Origin of the sequence: Aquiflexum sp. (genome assembly GCF_041749095.1) — a bacterium.
Classification (GTDB): domain Bacteria; phylum Bacteroidota; class Bacteroidia; order Cytophagales; family Cyclobacteriaceae; genus Aquiflexum.
Map to the genome: position 1 here is coordinate 1 of NZ_JBGTCA010000080.1, position 4,122 is coordinate 4,122.

Genomic DNA, 4,122 nt, shown 5'->3' on the forward strand with positions numbered 1-4,122 from the left:
GCCCATCTTTTCTAGACGGAATTTTATTAAGACCTCTTCCCTGATAGCTACGGGAGTTGGCGTTTATCCACTCACCGCTTTTGTAGGATCGGCAAAAGAAGACAATGTGTCTTTTATAGAAGTCAAAGGTCAAGTTAGGTCCGGGGGAAAAGGAATTCTTGGGGTGAGTGTTTCTGACGGGAAGCGTGTTTATCAAACAGATAGTAAGGGGAGATTTGGATTTTTGACCGACCGGCCATTTGTTTTTCTTTCTTATCCCTCAGGATATCAGTTTGATTTGTTGGAAAATGGATCAGTGAATTTTTTTAGAAAATTGGATTTTACCCAAAAGACCAATCAATTGCTTTTTGACCTTAAACCTGTGAAAAACCCCGATGAAAAACACCATTTTTTGATCATTGCTGATCCTCAGGTACAGACAGGTGAGGAAGCAGACCTGTTTATCAAGGAATCTTGTTCGGATCTTTTAGAGACCAAAAAAAGACTGGAAGATCCAAATTTATTTGGCATTGGTTGTGGAGACCTTGTTTTTGACAATTTCGATCTTTTCGCAAAATACAATGAAGGTATCCTTTCCACAGGTATTCCTTTTTTCCAGGTACTTGGCAATCACGATATCAATTTGGATGCTAGGTCCAATCACACGAGTCAGGAACCTTTTATTTCCCAATATGGACCACCTTACTATTCCTTCAATAGGGGAGAAACCCATTATGTGGTTTTATGTGATGTGTTTTCCATGGGCAACAGGCAATATTATGGTTATTTGGATGAGGTTCAGCTTTCTTGGCTGAAAGAAGATTTGGCCAATATTCCCAAAGAGAAACCTTTGGTTGTTTTCTTACATATCCCCTCATTTTCACATGTGGTAGAATATAATCCCGGTAGGGATGTCAACAAGGAATCAGTGGTCAATCGGGAAGCATTAAATCAGATTCTTGATGGATATCAGGTTCATTTAATTTCGGGCCATGTGCATTGGAATGAAAATACAGTAATTGGAAATGTATTTGAACACAATACCGGGGCAATCAGTGGGGCATGGTGGTCAGGGGAGATTTGTTATGATGGCACACCCAAAGGTTATGGTATTTATCACTCTGATAAGGGAGATTTTTCTTGGAAATATAAGAGTATCGGCAAGAGCATTAATTCCCAGATCAGAACTTACCCCAAAGGTGCCCACCCTGATTTCCCGGATTCTTGCTGCATCAATATCTGGAACTGGGATTTGGATTGGAAAGTGTTCTGGTATGAAAATGGGATTAAAGCGGGTGAACCTAGAAGGGAGATTACAACAGACCCTATGGCAATGGAAATCTATGCACCTGATAAACCCAAAAAACATCCTTGGATCAGCCCACAGAAAAATGCGCACATGTTTTTCTTTGAACCTAACGACCCGTCAGCAGTCATCAAAATTGAAGTTATTGATCGCTTCGGTAATATTTACTCCGATACAATTGCTTAAATTAAGCCCTGATCCTGATTTTTGAAATAACACCACTAATGACAAACAAATCCTCAATTGAAAGTATTAGGGAAGAGCTCCTGGCCCTTGAAACCAAAATGGCCACAGAGGTGGGACTTAGGCTTAACCTGCTAAGGGGTCTACATCCTGCCCAGTTTGAATCCGGTAAAAACTTAATTGAATACCTGACCTTGCGAAAAGAGGATCTTAGAGGCCTTCAGGATGAACTGCATATCCATGGCCTTTCTTCCTTGGCAAGTTCTGAAAGCCATATCCACAGACAGGTTCAGGCAATTTTGGAAAGATTGGAAAAAAGCTATACGGAAGAAGAATTGGATATTTGTACTTACTCCTTCAGCAAAAAAAAGATCAGGGACAAAAGCCAGCAGCTTTTTGGAAAACAGCTATTAGATGATATCCCTTCGCTGATGGTCACTTTTGATTCAGGTTTTGCTGATAATTATGCTCTGATTAAGTCACTCTTGTTGAGCGGAATGAATGTAGCCAGGATCAACTGTGCCCATGATGATGAAGCCACCTGGTCCAAAATGATCCGAAAACTTAAAAAAGCCTGCAAACAGACAGGTCTGGACTGCAAGATATACATGGATCTGGCCGGTCCTAAAATCCGGACCAAACTTCTCTGCAAAGGCAGGACGGAAGGCGAAACCAAAATCAAAGATGGGATGCTGATCTGGTTGGCCGAAGAAGAGAAAGGGTTTGGGGATGGGGATGTAGTCATCAGCCCCAATGAACCGGGGATTATTTCCATGCTCAAAAAAGGGGACAGGGTATTGATTGATGACGGGAAATTCGGAGGAATTGTCGAAAAAGTTAAAAAGGGAAAAGTTTGCGTAAGGATCAATAGGGTTTCTTCGAAAAAAGGACTGATACGAAATGAAAAAGGTATCAACTTCCCCGATACTGTCCTTACAATCCCTTCACTGACAGATTATGACAGAGGTTGTTTGCCCTTTATTTGCGAACAAGCCGATCTTCTGGGTTATTCATTTGTCAAAACAGCAGAAGATATAGGTGTCCTGAGAGAGGCGATGAAAGAATTAGGGGGTAAGACCCCTGCACTGATCATTAAGATTGAAACCCATGAAGCAGTGGGAAATCTACCTTCCCTATTGCTGGAAGGGATGAAACACCGGGGATTTGGGGTAATGATTGCAAGAGGTGATCTGGCAGTAGAGATAGGGTTTGAAAGGACAGGAGAAATTCAGGAGGAGATCCTATGGATATGTGAAGCGGCCCATGTCCCGGTGGTCTGGGCCACTCAGGTTTTGGAGAGTCTCAACAAATCCGGAATGGCAACCCGGTCCGAAATTACCGATGCCGGTCAGTCAGCCAATGCGGAATGTGTCATGATCAACAAAGGGGAACATACTCTGGAAGTCATCGCAACGCTCAAAAACATCCTGCAACGGACCGCCGCCCACAGAATCAAAAAGCGGTTCAGGTTCCGGTCGCTGAAGATTGCAGAGAAGTTTATGGCGGGTTGATTGTGATCTGTAAGTTGGCTAGTACTTTTTATTGTCCCTTGAGGGACAAAATATAGGTAAAGACGGGATAAATTGTGCTGCCTCCGTGCCTTTAGGTACGTTATATATCTTGTACCTTAAAGGCACAATGATTTAATGGAAAATTCCTCTAGACATCTATTTATAAAACATGGAATCTAGGGATTTTGATTGTTAGTTAAGAAAGTTTTTGAATATTCTCTGAAAAGATATTATACAGAAAGGTTTAATTATCTCTCGAAAACATCAATTTATTCAAGCACCTATATTATTTTAATCATGGCAAATACATACACACAAATCCACATCCAGGCTGTCTTTGCAGTCCAAAATAGACGTTCTTTAATTCACAAAGAATGGAAAGATGAATTGTATAAATATATCACAGGCATAATCCAAAATCATGATCATAAAGTTTTACAGATCAACGGAATGCCGGATCACCTCCATATTTTGTTTGGATTTCGACCTACTCAAACTCTTGCTGATTTGATGCAAATGGTCAAACAGGACTCATCAATATGGATCACAGAAAAAGGATTTGTCAAAGGGAAATTTAACTGGCAATCTGGATATGGTGCGTTTTCATATTCTAAAAGTCAACTTCCCAGAGTGATTAAGTATATTCAAAATCAGGAAAAACACCATCAGAAAAAAACTTTCCTTGAGGAGTATGAAGAGCTTCTAAGGATTCATGAGGTTGATTATGATAAACGATACATATTCAAAGAAATCGAATAAGTGCCATATCCAGTACCTTATGGCACAAATATTCCAACATCAAATGATTGACGATCTTATACAGGATTTTATTTTACATTGTGAAAAATCAATTTAGATACATACCTTAAATTGTGGGATATCCAATGTCCCTTTAGGGACAAAATATTGGTAAAGACGGGATAAATTGTGCTGCCTCCGTGCCTTTAGGTACGTTATATATTTTGTACCTAAAGGCACAACGATTTCCCATATCAATCAATTATGCTACCGATATTAATGTCCCTAAAGGGACCAAAAGAAATTTTATCTTTAGGGTCAAATGAATAATTGAAAAAGGGCTATTTAATTATAAGAATTTCCGCCTTCTTTCTTGTAAAGTCTTCATCTAATATTAGAGATGAC

3 protein-coding genes are annotated in these 4,122 nt (G+C 39.9%); all 3 read left to right on the forward strand.

Annotated elements, in window-relative coordinates; genetic code table 11:
* The coding region (locus ACEW8O_RS04505) for a calcineurin-like phosphoesterase C-terminal domain-containing protein (RefSeq protein ID WP_373493430.1) at positions 1-1,471 on the forward strand (1,471 nt) is incomplete at its 5' end.
* 38 nt (positions 1,472-1,509) lie between these two features.
* Positions 1,510-2,979: a pyruvate kinase gene (locus ACEW8O_RS04510; RefSeq protein WP_373493431.1), complete on the forward strand. Its 1,470-nt coding sequence runs from the start codon at positions 1,510-1,512 to the stop codon at positions 2,977-2,979.
* Between the two features lie 297 nt (positions 2,980-3,276).
* Complete coding sequence (tnpA, locus tag ACEW8O_RS04515; RefSeq protein WP_373493432.1) at positions 3,277-3,738, forward strand: IS200/IS605 family transposase; 462 nt, start codon at positions 3,277-3,279, stop codon at positions 3,736-3,738.
* Positions 3,739-4,122: the final 384 nt, after the last annotated feature.